Below are 13,911 nucleotides of genomic sequence, written 5' to 3' on the forward strand. Positions count from 1 at the left end.
AGTACAAGGACGCACGGCTGCCGGGAAGTGGAAAAAGAATTACTGCTGCGGACGAATACGGGTGACCCACGGCGTGTAGTGCACCACCTCGATCGGCAGGCTGCGCGCCAGCAAGCGCAAGGCCCGCTCGCTGTCGTCGGCAGGCAGCACCGCCGAGACCTTGAGCCCGGCCAGGGCCTTGGCGTCATAGCTGAGATAGCCGCGATGATGCCGCGCCAGACGCTCCAGCACTTCGTTCAGCGGCTGCTCGCGGATCAACAGTTGATGCTGGGTCCACGCCTGCTCCAGCCCGACACCATCCACCGGTTGCGGTGGCTGGATACCCCGAGCATCGAACTGCACCTGCTGACCCGCACCGACGTTGACGCGGTCACCGCCACTGCTCACCTGGGTAGTGGATTCGATCATCGCCAGACGCGTCGAATCCCCCAGCCGCTCAACCACGAAGCGCGTACCGAGGGCACGCACGCTGCCGTGCTCGGTGACGACGATGAAGGGCCGAGCGGGATCCTTGGCCACATCCACCAGGATCTCGCCGCCGAGCAGGCGCAGGGTGCGGGTCCCGGTATCGAACTGCAGGTCCACCGCCGAACGCCCGTCCAGCTGGATGCGGCTGCCATCCGGCAATTGCTGGCTGCTCCATTCGCCGACACCGGTATGAATATCCGCCAACAGATAGCCCGACGGAAACTGCTGCAAGGCCAGCCCCGCCGGCAGCGCCAGCACCACCGCGACAGCCAGCGCCTTGAGCCCGAGTCGCCCTGTCGAACGCGCCGTCACACTGCCCAGTGCCGCCCGCACGGGCGCTCTCGGCAACTCGCGCAACGGTGCCAGGCTGCCCTGCAACGCCTGCACTGCCTGGACATGGGCAGGATCGCTATTGAGCCAGGCACGAAAGGCCTCCTGCTCCGCCGCGTCCGGCTCATCATCCATGCGCACCAACCATTGCGCCGCCTGGTGCAGCACTGCCGAGGACACGTTCACAGACCGCCTCCCGCCGCATGACATTGCAACAGAGCCTGGACCAGATCGTTCTGCACGGTCTTGGTGGAGACATTCAGTTGCGCGGCGATCTCGGCATGGCTCAAACCATCGAGATGGCGCAGGACAAACACCTGGCGCATGCGCGGTGCCATGACGGCCAGCGCCCGGGCGATATGTTCCAGGGCCTGCACCGCGGCCATCACCTGCTCGGCGGAAGGCGCCTGCTCCAGATGCTCGGCATGTCGCGCCAGCTCCTCGCGGTAGGCCTGCTCGAGCTTCTGCCGCCGCCCGCGATCCATCAGCAGACGCCGTGCGACCGTGGCGAGAAAGGCGCGGGGTTCGTTCGGGGCGACGTAGGAGCCGGTGCTGAGCAGGCGAATGAAAGTGTCTTGGGCCATGTCCGCGGCGTTATGCGGACAGTCCAGGCGTCGTCGCAGCCAGACCAGCAACCAACCGTGATAGCCCTTGTACAACGCATCGAGACTGTCAGCTGGCGGAGTGGCTTTCATGGCGGCAACTACAAATGAGAATGGTTCTATCTTATGTTCTCGACACAGAAGGTTGCAATCCACTCACTTCACACTGGCGAACAGCACCGTCACACCCAGCCCCAGCAACGCCATGCCAATCACCTGATCCACCAAGCGCTGGCGATCGATCATCACCCGCCGCAACGGCGCACTGGAAAAGCACAGCGCCACCAGGCTGAACCACACCCAGTGAGCCACCGACATGAACAGCCCGTACGCGAACTGCCGGGCCAGCGAGCTGTCCGGGCCGACCACCTGGGTGTAGGCGCTGACCACGAACAGCAGGGTCTTGGGGTTGAGGGCATTGGTGAGGAAACCCGATAGGAACGTGCCCCTCGCCTTGCTCCCGCTCTGCCCTTCCAGCGACAGCCGGCTGGTGTTGGTCAGCGAGCTGTAGCCGAGGTAGATCAGGTAGCCGGCGCCCAGCACCTTCATCGCCAGGAACAGCGTCGGCGAGTGCTGCACCAGCAGGGAAACCCCGAGCACGGTATAGAGCACATGCACCTGCACACCGCAGGCGATGCCCAGGGCCGCAGACAGTCCGCTACGCCGGCCGAAGGCGTAACTGGCCCGGGTGACCATGGCGAAATCCGGACCGGGGCTGATGACGGCCAGCACGGTGAAAAGGGCGACGGCGATGAGTTCGTTCACACGGGCTTTCCTTGTTTTCGATAAGCGATGAAATAACGCAGATGGGTTACATGCTTGCCATTATCGAAAGCCTTACCGCTTCGAAAAAAGCGATTTATAGTGCGACAAATCCGCTAGTTTTCCTCACCGATATGAAACTGCCCGCCCTCACCGCCTTCCGCTATTTCGACATGGCCGCCCGCACCGAAAGCTTCGTCCGCGCCGCTGAACTGCTGCACGTCACCCATGGCGCCGTCAGCCGCCAGGTGCGCCTGCTGGAAGCCTCGCTTGGGGTGGAGCTGTTCGAGCGGCGTAACCGCGCGATCTTTCTGACGGCTGCCGGGCGCACGTTGCTGGGCACCACCCAGTCGATCTTCGAACAACTGGAAGGCACGGTGTCGCGGCTGCAGCAGCACACCCGGGAAAACGTCCTGGTGCTGTCCTGCGAACCGACCCTGGCGATGAAATGGCTAATTCCGCGACTGGCGGATTTCCAGGCACGGCATGCGGATATCCAGGTGCATCTGATGACGGCAGGGGGACCGGTGGATTTCGTGCGCAACGGGGTCGATCTGGCGCTGCGGCGGGATGATTTTCAGTGGGAGGACGGGCTGCATGTGCAGAAGATCTGTGATGAGTGGGTCGGGCCGGTGGCGAGTCCCAACCTGCAGTTGCCGAGCAGAGGTTTCGCCGGCCAGCGCCTGCTGCACAGTGCCACCCGGCCGGAGGCCTGGGCGACCTGGCTGCGCTTGAACAGGAAGACGGCCCGGGGTGTCGAGCGGGCGGATTACGAGCATTTCTATCTGTGTATCCAGGCAGCGGTGGCGGGGCTCGGGGTGGCAATGGCGTCGCGGTTGATGGTGGGCGATGAACTGGCGAGCGGGCAGTTGGTGGCGCCTCATGGGTTTGTGCGGGATGGGTCGGCTTATGTGCTGTTGTGTCCGCAGGTGCTGGCGGAGACGGAGAAGGTTCAGCGCTTCACTGAATGGGTGATGGAGCAGGCGGAACCTCGCTAGCAAGATCAACACATAACCCTGTGGGAGCTGGCTTGCCAGCGATTGGGCCAGGCCTGACAACATCATTGCTCAAGCCTGCCTCATCGCTGGCAAGCCAGCTCCCACAGGGTTCTGCGCAGTTACTCACAGCCGGATTCCATTCCCCAGGTGCGGTAGCCCGCGGTGTCGATATGGATCCTGCCAGTCGGATAGCGCCCCAGCCCCATGTTCCAGACCTTGCCGTAGTGCTGCCAGAAATGGCACAACGCCTGCGCATCACCTCTGTCGGCCAGCAGCATATCCACCGCAAACGCCCGCATATGCGCACTGCCCGCCGCGCCACCGGCACAACGATTGAGCAGCGGATCCCGATAAGCGGACACCACCTCGAAAGCCCCGATAACCCGCTCATCCCGCAGCAGATCGAGCAACCTCAAGGTACTCCGCACATCGCCCCACTGCGCCACCGGCGGTACGGCAAACGGCTGCGCCCGACACTGCCGCCAGTCACTCGCCGATCTGAGCAACTGATGGATTGGCACCACCCCATACACGCGTGCATCCACCAGCATCTCGCGGAACCCCCTGGTGTCATGCGCGCCGGCCCACTGGGCGAACATCCACACATCCCGTTCGTCGGCCTGCGCCGCGCCAACGTGCAGTAACACAAACAGCGCCACTGCCCCTCTTCCCACACCCATGGAAAGTCCTCCAGACTGGCGGGCGCCCCATCACAGGGAGCCATCTGACAAGGAGTTAAGCATGCACAAGATTGCACCGATCGCCCTGGGCCTGATCGCGCTCGGCATTGCCGGCCAGGCAGCCGCCGACACCCGGGTCGAACTGGGCGACGAGGCCCGCGTAACGCGGCTGTTCGCCTACCCGAACAACTGCAGCGTGATCTGCTTTCGCAACTGGACGCTGGAACAGACCGTCGAGCATTACCTGAACCAGAGCGTGCAGCGCGACGGCTACCCGGCCGCGACGGTCAAGGTGCAACGCGACCACGACAAGTACTACGCCGATATCACCGGCGTCCCCGCCGACTACCACAAGCCCCTGAGCGCCCTGCTCGATGCCGGCGAACTGGCCTACAACGGCGCGGAAAAACTCAATGCCGACGGCAAGTGGGCCTATGACTGGTACCTGTTCCTGCCCCTGGGCATGGCCCTGGAAAACCGCCGCAGCATCGAACTGCTGCACTTCCCGCCGGACTATTCGCTGACCCAGGCCCAGGACTACCTGCGCTCCAATACCACCGACCGCTGGGCCAGCCTGCTGACCTACAACGGCATCCCCGCCGAACAGACCCCGGCCTACCAGACCATCGTCGATATCGCCCCGATCGCCGCGCCGGCCAGCGCCGGCTCGACCCTGGAAGGCACCTATGGTTACTTCCAGGATTACCAGGTGCGCATGGTCAAGGACGTGACCCTGACGGCGAAGGGTGAGTCACTGCCAATGGTGGCCTTCGGTGCGCCGGTGCGCAGCTGGATCAAGCAGCAATATGGTGCGGACCTGAAGGTGCTGGGGCTGGGGATCATCAGCCCGAGTGCCGGGCAGAACGTGCCGGTGCTGGGCTCCAACCACCCGAGCGCGATCTGGTACGCGGCGGATAAGGCAAACAACGGCGGTGACCAGGACAAGGCCGATGCGGCCGGCCTGAAGATGATGGGCCAGGACCTCAGCGCGGCGTGCTGGCAGGCGGGAATGGGGCGCAATCCGGGAGCGGACCCGCAGTTGACGCTGAATGCCTGCACGCAGAAGTGGCAGGTGACGGCGAAGAAGCAGACCTGCGAGTTGTTCTATCGGACGATTCGGGAGATGGCGCCGGAGCAGGCGGGTGCGAAGTGCAATACCGGGGCGATGACGCGGGAACTGCGAGAGCTGCAGAAACCTGCCGACACCCTCTGAAACAACACAAAACCCTGTGGGAGCTGCGGTTCGGCGCCCCGACTTGCCAGCGATGAGGCCGGCCCTGACAAAGATGCTGTCTGGCCGGGCCCTATCGCTGGCAAGCCAGCTCCCACAGGGGTTAGCGGTGTCGCTGAATAATGTTTATTCCTGCGGCCGCAACCGATACTGCGGCGGCAACTGATCCAGCCCGCTGATGGTCACATCCAGGCTCTTCCAGCGGCCATCCTGGATGCCATAGATGCAGCCATGCACCGACAGCTCCTGACCACGATGCCAGGCGTTCTGGACGATGGTGGTATGCCCCACGTTCGCCACCTGCTGGATCACGTTCAGCTCGCACAGGCGATCGACCCGCTCATCCTCGGTCGGCAGCTTGGCCAGATCGGCGCGGTGCTCGTAGTACAGGTCGCGGATCGAGCGCAGCCAGCCGTCGATCAGGCCGAACTGGCGGTCCTGCATCGAGGCGCGCACGCCGCCGCAACCGTAATGCCCGGTCACCAGGATATGGCGGACCTTGAGCACATCCACCGCGTACTGGATCACCGACAGGCAGTTCAGGTCGGTGTGCAGCACCACGTTGGCGACGTTGCGGTGGACGAACAGATCGCCCGGCAGCATGCCGACGATCTCGTTGGCCGGAACCCTTGCATCCGAGCAGCCGATCCAGAGGAATTCAGGGGTCTGCTGGCGGGCCAGCTTTTCGAAGAAGTCCGGGTCCTTCTGCTTGATGCCGTCGGCCCAGCGCGCGTTGTTGTCGATCAGTTCTTGCAGGTCGTGCATGGTCAAGGCCTCATGAATTGATGCGCTGTTATGACAGGCAGCGACCGGCGCAGGTCACGCTGCCGTGTTTATTCGATCAGGGTGCAGGCCATCACCAGGGCGTCTTCGCGCCCGCCCGGGGCCGGGTAGTAATCACGGCGGCGGCCGACTTCATTGAAGCCGTAGCGCTCGTACAGGCGATAGGCCGATTCGTTGCTGGCCCGCACCTCGAGGAAACATTCGCGGCCGTTCATTTCATAAGCGCGCTTCATCAGCTGTTCCAGCAGGCGCAGGCCCAGGCCACGGCCCTGGCTTTCCGGCTTGACGGTGATATTGAGCAGGTGGGCTTCGTCGATGATCACGTTGATCACCCCGTGCCCGACCTGCTGCTCGCCTTCGAACATCAGCCAGATTTCGTAGCTTTTCAGGCCGTCGAGGAAAATCCCCCGGGTCCAGGGGTGGCTGAAGGCGGCATATTCGATCTTCAGTACGGCATCCAGATCCGCCTCGGTCATCCGGCGAAAGCTGAGGGTGTCACTCATTGCTTGGCTTCCAGCGCGCCATCAGCCGGCGCATGGCTTTCCAGACGTCCGCCTTGCGTTGCGGCTCGTCCATCAACACTTCAAGACCGGGCAGCGCCCAGGCAGTGCCCAAGCCCTCGACCGGGAATTCCTGGTAATACGCGGCTTCGTCACGCTCGCCGGCATGGCGGATGGCCGGCAGGCCGACCAGCCACAGGCAGGCCGCCGGCTCGCGCTCCAGTTGCACCTGGGTGAAACCGTGGACGAAGTCGCGGGCGGCATCCGGGCCCTGGTCGAGGCTGCCACGGGCCAGCAGCGGCCAGCGGATCGGCTCGCCGAGAATCTGCGGGCTGTCCGGCAAGCCGGCAGCACGGAGCATGTCCTTGAGCAACAGATAGGAGGGATCGCGGCTCTGGAACGGCTGCCCGGTGGCCAGCTCCACCAGCAGCAGGCAACTGCCGGCGCGCAGCAGTTGCAGGGAGAAACGCGGCGGCGGCGGTGCGACCACCTTGACCGGGGCGGGCTTCTCTTCCTCGCTGTCCAGCGGTTTGCTGACGGCCTTGGCCGTGGCGCCCGGGCGCGGAATCTCGATCTTCGGCCGTTCCGCCGGTTTGACCGCCGGTTGCGCGGCAGCCGGCTTGGCCTGGCTTGGCAGCAGCACCGGCAACTCGTCCAGCACCGGCTCCAGCGGCAACAGCAGCTCCGGGCGCGACGGCGCGGCGAACGGCAGTTCGGTACGCGGCAGCCAGTGCACCACTTGCATGGCGTTCAGGTAGGCGCGGCGGCGGGACTCGGTCAGCAAGGAGGTTCGGCCATCTGTGGATAAGTCAGGGCGCACATTCTAACGCCGTTGCGTTTATCGCGCCGCAGTCGATCGCACAAATCCGCCGGACAACCGCTGAATCGATCAAGGGTGAAACCATTCCCGTTCAATGCAGTACAATCCGGCGTTTTATTTGGCAGCGAGTCGACCCGCCAATGATCGAACCGAAACGCGTCCTGCGCGCCCTGGCCGAACACTGGAACCTGCTGGAACCTTTGTCAGAGCGTTTTGACGGCGGCACCCTGAGCCTGGGCGAACTGCGCCAGCAACTGGCCGCCCAGCAGCTGGAGAGCACGCCGCAGGACATCACCGCCCTGCTCGACGTGTGGATCCGCCTGGATATCCTGGTCCCGGTGGCAAAAAGCCCGAACCGCTTCGAGCTGAACGCGCAGATCCACGATTTCCTCGCCTACCTGCGCCGCGAGCACCGCCTCGGCCTGTGCCTGGAGATCGAGGCCTACCTGCGCCACCTGGAGCGCCTGGCCGGGCATATCCAGGACGCCTTCGACATTCGCGACGGCCACGACCTCGCCCGCCAGCTGCGCCTGCTCGACATGCGCGTGCGCGACGTGCTGAAGAAGCTCGACAACGACGAACAGGCCCTGGTCGGCGTGGCCGAGCGGGCCAAGACCAGCGACCGGCAGATCCCCCTGCGCCAGCGCTATGCCGAGGTCCTGGCGACCTGGGACGAATACGTCGAGCCGATGATCCAGCTGGTCAACGCCGACGGCGCCTTCGAACAGGGCGTGCGCAAGGTCGAGACCGTGCTCCTGCGCCTGCTCAGCGAACAGGCCAGGCTCGGCCAACTGGTCGACGACGACATGCTCCTGCGCACCCACGCGCGCATCCTTGAAATGCAGACCAGCGCCCAGCTGACCCTGCGCCACGCCCGCGAACTGCTGCTGCCGCTGCGTGAAGAAGCGCGGCGGCACAACGCCGTGACCCGCGGCGCGGCCCTGGCCCTGTCGGTGATCCGCCGCAAGGGCATCGACGCCGTGCCGCAGGCGGCCATGCCGCTGTTCACCCGGCCGCAGAGCACCTTCCTCGGCAGCGCCAGCCAGGTCGAGGCCTATGTCTACGCCCTGGCCCGCTTCGAACCGAAGCCGGCGCAGTTCCCCAAGGCGCACAAGACCCACAAGGGCGAACCGACCCGCGCCCCGCGCACGGTCAAGGAAATGCTCGAGCGCTGCGAGGACGCCCTGCCCCTGCCGGACCTGATGGTCTGGCTGCTGGAGCAGGAGCCGGAAGGCGCCACCGACGAACTGCTCTATTGGTTCTCGCGACTCTCGCGGGAAAAACGCTTCTCCCGCGAACGCCTCGACCGCCGCGAGTATTCCACCCGCGAACACCTGGTCAGCCTGCGCTCCTTCGCCCTGACATCCAGCCGCGAAACGTCGCCCGGACCTTCGCCCGAACCTGCTGCGAGCCCTGCCCATGCATCTTGATCTTTCCGAACTGTCCCAGCTCGCGCCGATCTTCCGCGAGCTGTTCAAGGGCTTCCATATCAGCCGGCGCGACCCGGAGCTGTACGCCCAGCTGTCGAACTTCCAGGACCAGTACCGCGGCCTGTTCAAGGCCCTCGGCTACGAGCTGGTCTGCGATACCCGCGGCTTCTACTACTTCGTGCCCGAGCAGGCTGCCGCCCAGGTCAACAAGACCGCGCAGCGCCTGGCGCTGTTCACCTTCATCCTGGTCGAGCACCTGGCCGACCAGGGTCGCGACCCGATGTCGGTGCTCGACGGTGGCAGCCTCGGCCGTGACGAACTGCCGTCGATGCTCGACAAGTACCGCGACCTGTTCCTCCAGGCCGAAGTGCAGACCCCGGACGAGCTGGAAGAGAAGATCATGCGCCGCATGACCCAGCTCGGCTTCGCCCACGAAGAAAACGGTATCTACCGCTTCCTGCCGCCGATGCACCGCTTCCTCGATGTCTGCCTGTCGGTCCAGCAGGACCGCGACCTGGCCGCCAGCCTGCACAGCAACCTGCCGCTGCCGACCCCGGTGCTGGTGGTCGAGGAAACCCCGGAAGAACTCAACCGTACCGACGATCCGCTGGACCTGGCGCCGTTCGCAGAAGAAAGCGAAGAAGAGGCCCTGGCCCGGGCCATCGCCGAAGAGCAACAGGAGATTGACGCATGAGCCAGGAACGCTACGGCATCCGCCGTTTCGCATTGCTCAACACCGCCGGCTACAGCCTCGGCCTGTTCCCCCTGGAGCACCCGCTGTCGGTCTACGGCGCCAACAACCTGGGCAAGAGTGCCTCGATCAACGCCCTGCAGTTCCCGATCCTGGCGCGCATGTCGGACATGAGTTTCGGCAAGTACAGCCTGGAGCAGTCGCGGCGCTTCTACTTCGCCAGCGACACCAGCTACATCCTCTGCGAGGTCAACCTGCCCCACGGCCCGCACGTGATCGGTGTGGTCGGGCGCGGCCCGGGCGGCGGCTTCGGCCACCAGTTCTTCGCCTATGCCGGCGAGCTGGACCTGGCCCACTACCAGAAGAACGACACCTGCCTGCGCCAGAAAGAGCTGTTCAGCAACCTCGAGCGCAACGGCCTGAAAGCCTACGAGCTCAAGCCTGACGAACTGCGCCGGCTGCTGGTCGGCGGGCACACCTCGATCCCCCTGGACCTGACCCTGATCCCGCTGCGCTCCACCAGCGAGCAGAGCCTGAAGACCTTCCGCGCCCTGTTCATCAACCTGCTGCACATGCGCGAGATCACCGCGGCCAAGCTCAAGCAGCTGTTCCTCGATGCCTTCGAGCACAGCCTGCGCTCCGGCAGCGTCGACTACATCGCCGCCTGCGACGAAGCCTTCCGCGACGTGCGCCGCATGGAGCAGGACTACAACTCGCTGGTCGCCGCCGGGCCGCTGGTCGAGGCGCTGGCCAACGGCGTGGCCCAGCGCGACATCCTGCGCGGCAAGCTGCATCGCCTGTCTCCGCTGCTCGACTCGCTGCTGGGCACCTGGCAGGACTACTCCAGCGCACGCAAGGACGAGCTGGTCATCCAGGCCGAGCACTACAAGGGCGAGCAGGACTCGCTGCAGAACGACCAGCGCAACGGCACCCAGGAGCTGATGCGCCTGGAGCGGGAAATCAGCGGCATCCAGCGCTGGCTGGGTGAGCTGTCGGTGCTGAAGAACCGCTTCGCCCTGGTCGACGATGTCAAGGTCCTGGAACAGCAACTGCTGGCCGCCAAGGATGCCCACGACGAGCTGGCCGGTGCCCTGGCCCAGTCTCGCCAGTTCAGTGCCGAAGACCTGGAAGAACGCCTGCGCGACCTGGAAAAACGCCTGAAGTCGGTGAAGCAGCAGCTCGATCACGCCGACAACAACAGCTACGCGCGCCTGCGCGAAGAGTTCTCGCAGCAGGACGTCGAGCGCCTGATGCGCCTGTTCAACGGCGCGCTGTTCAGCCTGCCGCTGGGCGAGCGCGGCATCGAGCTGGACGAGAGCGATGTCTGGATCAAGACCCTCGAAGCCCTGCTGGACGGCTTCAAGGGCGAGCGCTTCGAAGTGCCGGGGATCTCCGTCGATCTCTCGCATATCGAGCCGCCGGCCCTGCAGGCCCTGGCCGACCGTGCTGCCCTGCGCGACCAGAAGGAGCGTCTGGAGAAGGAGCTCAAGCAGCTCAAGACCCAGCAATCCGTGGCCGCCGACCGCGCCGCCAGCAAGACCCAGACCGAAGCCCTGTACCAGCAGGTGCTGGACGCGCAGAAGGCCCTCGAGGACTTCCGCCGCAGCCAGACCCTGAGCGCCGAGGAAGGCGACAAGCTGGAGCAACTGGCGCAGCTCGAAGCCGCCCAGGACGAACTCAAGCGCTCCAGCGACGCCTTCACCGAGCGCGTCCAGCAACTCTCCGCCAAGCTGCAACTGGTGGGCCGGCAGATCGCCGATATGGAAGCCAAGCAGCGCACCCTCGACGACGCCCTGCGCCGCCGTCAGCTGCTGCCGTCGGACCTGCCGTTCGGTACGCCGTTCATGGAGCCGGTGGACGACTCCATGGACAACCTGCTGCCGCTGCTCAACGACTACCAGGACAGCTGGCAGGGCCTGCTGCGGGTCGACAACCAGATCGAGGCGCTGTACGCCCAGGTGCGCCTCAAGGGCGTGGCCAAGTTCGACAGCGAAGACGACATGGAGCGCCGCCTGCAACTGCTGATCAACGCCTACGCGCACCGTACCGACGAAGCCCTGACCCTGGGCAAGGCGCGGCGTGCGGCGGTCACCGACATCGCCCGGACCCTGCGCAACATCCGCAGCGACTACGACAGCCTCGAACACCAGCTGGCCCTGTTCAACCGTGAGATCAACCGGCGCCAGGTGTCCAACCTGGAGAGCTTCCGCATTGTCCTTGCACCGAACAAGGAAGCGCTCAAGCACATCGACCAGATCATCCACAGCGCCGGCCAGTACGAGGAAGGCGAGACCCTGTCGGTGTTCGACCTGAGCCAGAGTGCCGAGCAGGACAACAAGAACGAGGAAGCCAAGGAATACCTGGCCCGCCTCGTTGCCGCGAACCACAACCAGTTGGGCCTCAAGGACCTGTTCGAACTGGCCTTCGAGATCACCAAGGTGCATGGCCAGCCGGTGATTCACACCGACATCGACGGTGCGGCGTCCAACGGCACCACCATGACCATCAAGGCGCTGACCAACATGTACTTGTTGCTGCACTTGATGGACCGCGACCTGGCCGGCCGTGTGCGCCTGCCGTACTACCTCGACGAAGCGGCGGACATCGACGAACGCAACCAGGCCGCACTGCTGGAAACCAGCCTGCAACTGGGCTTCGTACCGATTCTGGCGAGCGTGAAGCCGCAGGTGTCGGCGCGGGTGGCGATCGACCTGGAAGGCGGCAGTGGCCCGAACGGGATCTACATCGACGAGGCGGACTGGAAGTACATCAGCCGGCGGGATGTGGAGAAGGCGGTGGTGCGGGAGGAGGCTGAAGAGACTTCAGCCTGAATGTGTGCTGGGGTCCTCCGGGGCCCCAACGCGCAGGCGCTAATTTAGCGTTTTGACAGGAAAAACCGATTAATTATCAATTTACCAACTCGATTAGCGTTTTAGCACAAACTCCACCATTATCGTTTTAGGATCAGACCCCTAGAAAATTAATGCTTTTGCACGACCATTAAAGGATTTCCATCATGCAAGTCGGTTTCAAGGCGCTTGCCGCCCGTTACGGCATTGCACTCGTGCAACCCCTGCGCGTTGAATCCACGATCGGAGCGAGTCGCCTTAGCCGAGATACTGGCGAGTTGGTCGAGAATCGCTATCCGCCAAGGTACCGTCCGACGGACGATTTCAACGGCCACTTCGAGTTCGGCCTCAAATATGAAGACATCCATCTGGAATTCTTCGCCCGACTGTTCGCCACTGTCGGCCCTCAGCCGCTGGAGGCCTGGTGCCGTGATGAACCTTTTGGTCAATACGCCCGCCGTGCAGGCTTTTTCTATGAGTGGCTGACCCAACAGCGATTGGACGTGCCCGACATTAGCAACGGTGGCTACATCGATGCGATTTCGGCAGATCGCTACCTTGCCAGCACAACGCCTCCGGTTCGTGTGCGCCGCTGGCGCATTAACGACAACCTGCCGGGAACCGAGGGATTCTGCCCCATCGTTCGCCGCACGGCAGCCGTTCAAGAGGCGTTGCAATTCGATCTGAGCGCCGAACTCAGCGAGCTGGACCGAGCCTATGGCGCCGACATCCTCCTGAGAACCGCCAGCTGGCTGACCTTCAAGGAGTCGCGCGCCAGCTTCCTGATCGAGAAAGAAGCGGATCAGGCAGACCGCATCCAACGTTTTGCCCATGTCATTGCACAGCATTGCGGACATATCCAGGAGCCTCTGAGCGACCAAAGTCTGCGGGCACTGCAAGGCGCGATCCTGGGACAGGATGCATTCGGACTGGGCCTGCGCCGCTCTCCTGTATTTGTTGGACAAGCCACGATGCGCGAAAACATCGTGCACTACATCGCTCCGCATTTCGACGACGTGCCATCGATGCTGGAAGGCTTGAAGGCATTCGAACGCATGACCAGAGGTGCCGAGCCCCTGGCCCGGGCCGCAGTGCTCGCATTCGGGTTCGTCTACATTCACCCGATGAAGGATGGCAACGGGCGAATCCACCGTTTCTTGATCAACGACACCCTCGTTCGGGACAGGGCTGTGCCTGAGGGCGTGATCTTGCCTGTTTCGGCCACGATCACTAGCTCAGCTGAATTCCGCGCGGGTTATGACCGTACGCTGGAAGTGCTTTCGCGGCCGCTGATGCGGCGCTACGCGACAGCCTATCGCTTTGGCGAATTGGAAAAGTACGATGACGGCACACTCAGCAACTTCATCTTTGATGAGTATGACGACGCACGATTTGCATGGCGGTATCCAGATCTGACCGAGCACGTGCTGTACACCACTCATGTCGTCACACATACGATCCGCACAGAAATGGCCGAAGAAGCCAAGACGCTGATGGTCTTCCAGCTTGCTCTTGAACGCCTCAAGGATGTCGTCGAATTACCGGACCAGGACGCTACACGGATCATTCGGTCAGTCAGGGAAAATGGCTGGAGGATTTCCGGAAAACTCAGGAAGCAGTATCCCCAACTGGAAGAAGAGCCTCGGGCGTCGCGCATGCTGGAGGCTATCCAGTCGGCATTCGAAGGCAGGGATATCGCCTCTCCCAGCGAGTGAGACTTTGAGCTCCATGGACTTCCCGGCGATGAGCGGATCAGCTCCGGGAAGT

13 protein-coding genes are annotated in these 13,911 nt (G+C 63.8%); 6 read left to right on the forward strand and 7 right to left on the reverse strand.

All coding sequences use genetic code 11. The features are described from left to right. Nucleotides 1-39: 39 nt before the first annotated feature. The 3 genes from PSEMO_RS01980 to PSEMO_RS01990 all read right to left on the reverse strand — a co-directional run bounded on the left by PSEMO_RS01980 (nt 40) and on the right by PSEMO_RS01990 (nt 2,165). Nucleotides 40-984, reverse strand: coding sequence for a FecR family protein (locus tag PSEMO_RS01980; protein WP_256720927.1), 945 nt, complete (start codon nt 982-984; stop codon nt 40-42). Then, nucleotides 981-1,493 carry a sigma-70 family RNA polymerase sigma factor gene (locus tag PSEMO_RS01985; RefSeq protein WP_075801484.1) on the reverse strand — a complete coding sequence of 171 codons (513 nt, stop codon included), beginning with the start codon at nt 1,491-1,493 and terminating at the stop codon, nt 981-983. Before PSEMO_RS01985 ends, PSEMO_RS01980 begins: the two co-directional genes overlap by 4 nt. A 63-nt stretch (nt 1,494-1,556) precedes the next feature. Next, on the reverse strand, nt 1,557-2,165 hold the full coding sequence (locus tag PSEMO_RS01990) for a LysE family translocator (RefSeq protein ID WP_075801485.1): 609 nt from the start codon (nt 2,163-2,165) through the stop codon (nt 1,557-1,559). A 131-nt stretch (nt 2,166-2,296) separates the two neighbouring features. Here PSEMO_RS01990 and PSEMO_RS01995 point away from each other — a divergent pair, with 131 nt between their 5' ends. Next, nucleotides 2,297-3,160, forward strand: coding sequence for a LysR substrate-binding domain-containing protein (locus tag PSEMO_RS01995; RefSeq protein WP_075801486.1), 864 nt, complete (start codon nt 2,297-2,299; stop codon nt 3,158-3,160). Nucleotides 3,161-3,279: 119 nt separating this feature from the next. Here PSEMO_RS01995 and PSEMO_RS02000 read toward each other — a convergent pair whose 3' ends face one another. After that, entirely contained in the window at nt 3,280-3,807 is a 528-nt protein-coding gene (locus PSEMO_RS02000; protein ID WP_444851697.1) for a D-Ala-D-Ala carboxypeptidase family metallohydrolase, read from the reverse strand. 94 nt (nt 3,808-3,901) lie between these two features. Here PSEMO_RS02000 and PSEMO_RS02005 point away from each other — a divergent pair, with 94 nt between their 5' ends. Next, nucleotides 3,902-5,053 carry a hypothetical protein gene (locus tag PSEMO_RS02005; protein WP_075801488.1) on the forward strand — a complete coding sequence of 384 codons (1,152 nt, stop codon included), beginning with the start codon at nt 3,902-3,904 and terminating at the stop codon, nt 5,051-5,053. Between the two features lie 144 nt (nt 5,054-5,197). On the opposite strand, the gene can is transcribed toward PSEMO_RS02005, so the two are convergent. The 3 genes from can to PSEMO_RS02020 form a co-directional block, all read right to left on the reverse strand. Then, nucleotides 5,198-5,836: a carbonate dehydratase gene (gene can, locus PSEMO_RS02010; protein ID WP_075801489.1), complete on the reverse strand. Its 639-nt coding sequence runs from the start codon at nt 5,834-5,836 to the stop codon at nt 5,198-5,200. A gap of 68 nt (nt 5,837-5,904) precedes the next feature. Further along, nucleotides 5,905-6,357, reverse strand: coding sequence for a ribosomal protein S18-alanine N-acetyltransferase (rimI, locus tag PSEMO_RS02015; RefSeq protein WP_075801490.1), 453 nt, complete (start codon nt 6,355-6,357; stop codon nt 5,905-5,907). After that, on the reverse strand, nt 6,350-7,138 hold the full coding sequence (locus PSEMO_RS02020; protein WP_075801491.1) for an energy transducer TonB: 789 nt from the start codon (nt 7,136-7,138) through the stop codon (nt 6,350-6,352). The genes rimI and PSEMO_RS02020 overlap by 8 nt, the downstream gene beginning before the upstream one ends. A 176-nt stretch (nt 7,139-7,314) precedes the next feature. Between PSEMO_RS02020 and mksB the strand changes: the two genes are divergently transcribed. From mksB to PSEMO_RS02040, 4 genes are all read left to right on the forward strand, one after another. Continuing rightward, a complete protein-coding gene (gene mksB, locus PSEMO_RS02025; protein WP_075801492.1) occupies nt 7,315-8,604 on the forward strand; it encodes an Mks condensin complex protein MksB in 1,290 nt (429 codons plus the stop codon). After that, on the forward strand, nt 8,594-9,298 hold the full coding sequence (mksE, locus tag PSEMO_RS02030) for an Mks condensin complex protein MksE (protein ID WP_075801493.1): 705 nt from the start codon (nt 8,594-8,596) through the stop codon (nt 9,296-9,298). Before mksB ends, mksE begins: the two co-directional genes overlap by 11 nt. Then, nucleotides 9,295-12,126, forward strand: a complete 2,832-nt coding sequence (gene mksF / locus PSEMO_RS02035) for an Mks condensin complex protein MksF (RefSeq protein ID WP_075801494.1) — start codon at nt 9,295-9,297, stop codon at nt 12,124-12,126. The genes mksE and mksF overlap by 4 nt, the downstream gene beginning before the upstream one ends. A gap of 185 nt (nt 12,127-12,311) precedes the next feature. Further along, nucleotides 12,312-13,859, forward strand: coding sequence for a Fic family protein (locus PSEMO_RS02040; RefSeq protein ID WP_075801495.1), 1,548 nt, complete (start codon nt 12,312-12,314; stop codon nt 13,857-13,859). Nucleotides 13,860-13,911 lie beyond the last annotated feature (52 nt).

The organism is Pseudomonas putida (assembly GCF_001941965.1).
GTDB lineage: Bacteria > Pseudomonadota > Gammaproteobacteria > Pseudomonadales > Pseudomonadaceae > Aquipseudomonas > Aquipseudomonas putida_L.

Bases quoted from the DNA above. Each gene is read 5' to 3' on its own strand.
- PSEMO_RS01985 (WP_075801484.1), bottom strand. From the start codon at position 1,493: ATGAAAGCCACTCCGCCAGCTGACAGTCTCGATGCGTTGTACAAGGGC.
- PSEMO_RS01995 (WP_075801486.1), top strand. From the start codon at position 2,297: ATGAAACTGCCCGCCCTCACCGCCTTCCGCTATTTCGACATGGCCGCC.
- PSEMO_RS02005 (WP_075801488.1), top strand. From the start codon at position 3,902: ATGCACAAGATTGCACCGATCGCCCTGGGCCTGATCGCGCTCGGCATT.
- can (WP_075801489.1), bottom strand. From the start codon at position 5,836: ATGCACGACCTGCAAGAACTGATCGACAACAACGCGCGCTGGGCCGAC.
- rimI (WP_075801490.1), bottom strand. From the start codon at position 6,357: ATGAGTGACACCCTCAGCTTTCGCCGGATGACCGAGGCGGATCTGGAT.
- mksB (WP_075801492.1), top strand. From the start codon at position 7,315: ATGATCGAACCGAAACGCGTCCTGCGCGCCCTGGCCGAACACTGGAAC.
- mksE (WP_075801493.1), top strand. From the start codon at position 8,594: ATGCATCTTGATCTTTCCGAACTGTCCCAGCTCGCGCCGATCTTCCGC.
- mksF (WP_075801494.1), top strand. From the start codon at position 9,295: ATGAGCCAGGAACGCTACGGCATCCGCCGTTTCGCATTGCTCAACACC.
- PSEMO_RS02040 (WP_075801495.1), top strand. From the start codon at position 12,312: ATGCAAGTCGGTTTCAAGGCGCTTGCCGCCCGTTACGGCATTGCACTC.